This window comes from Primorskyibacter sedentarius (assembly GCF_004342065.1).
GTDB lineage: Bacteria > Pseudomonadota > Alphaproteobacteria > Rhodobacterales > Rhodobacteraceae > Primorskyibacter > Primorskyibacter sedentarius.
The window spans coordinates 1-1,046 of record NZ_SLZU01000084.1 but is presented as its reverse complement, the minus strand read 5'-3'; the positions used below and the strand labels follow the sequence as shown (position 1 = coordinate 1,046).

Genomic DNA, 1,046 nt, shown 5'->3' with positions numbered 1-1,046 from the left:
GTCATCTCGTTCATCGAGATGCCGAAGGCACCGTCGCCCGCAAAGCCCACCACCGGCACGTCCGGGCAGCCGATCTTGGCGCCAAGGATGGCCGGGAAGGCATAGCCGCACGGCCCGAACAGGCCCGGCGCCAGGTATTTGCGCCCCTGCTCGAACGACGGGTAGGCATTGCCGATGGCGCAGTTATTGCCGATATCGGACGAGATAATCGCATCCTTCGGCAGCGCCTGCTGGATCGCCCGCCACATCTGGCGCGGGCTCATGCGATCGGGCTGGCGGCCGCGCGCCCGTTCGTTCCAGTCGGTGCCCGGATCGTCGTCTTCGTGATCCATCGAGGACAGCTGCTGGGCCCATTTCGACTTCAGCTCGCCGACCAGGTTCTTGCGCGCCTCGCGCCCCTTGTCACCGGCGTGATCGGCCAGTTTTGCAAGGATGCCCTCGGCCACCTTCCTTGCATCCCCCACGATGCCGACGGACACTTTCTTGGTCAGGCCGATCCGCGCGGGGTTGATATCGACCTGGATGATCTTCGCGTCGCGCGGCCAGTAGTCGATGCCATAGCCCGGCAGGGTCGAGAACGGGTTGAGCCGCGTGCCAAGGCACAGCACCACATCGGCCTTCGAGATCAGCTCCATCCCCGCCTTGGACCCGTTATAGCCCAGCGGGCCCACATGCAGCGGGTGGTTGCCGGGGAAGGCATCGTTGTGCTGATAGCCGCAGCAGACCGGGGCGGTCAGCCGCTCTGCCAGCTGCGCCGAGGCCGGGATCGCCCCGGCCAGCACCACGCCCGCGCCGTTCAGGATCACCGGGAACGCGGCCTCGCTGAGCAGCTGCGCCGCGCGGTCGATGGCATTCTCGCCGCCCGAGGGGCGCTCGAACTCGAGGATCGTGGGCAGCTCGATATCAATCACCTGGGTCCAGAAATCGCGCGGGATGTTGATCTGCGCAGGCCCCGATGCGCGATGCGCCTCCATGATCACCCGGTTGAGCACCTCGGCCACGCGGCTGGGGTCGCGCACCTCTTCCTGGTAGGCCACCATGTCCTC

General features: G+C 66.7%; 1 protein-coding gene. It reads right to left on the bottom strand.

Features of this window, described 5'->3' with window-relative positions:
* Window positions 1-1,046, bottom strand: a 1,046-nt coding sequence (locus EDD52_RS23575; RefSeq protein ID WP_243652093.1) for a thiamine pyrophosphate-dependent enzyme, incomplete at both ends; no start/stop codon positions are given.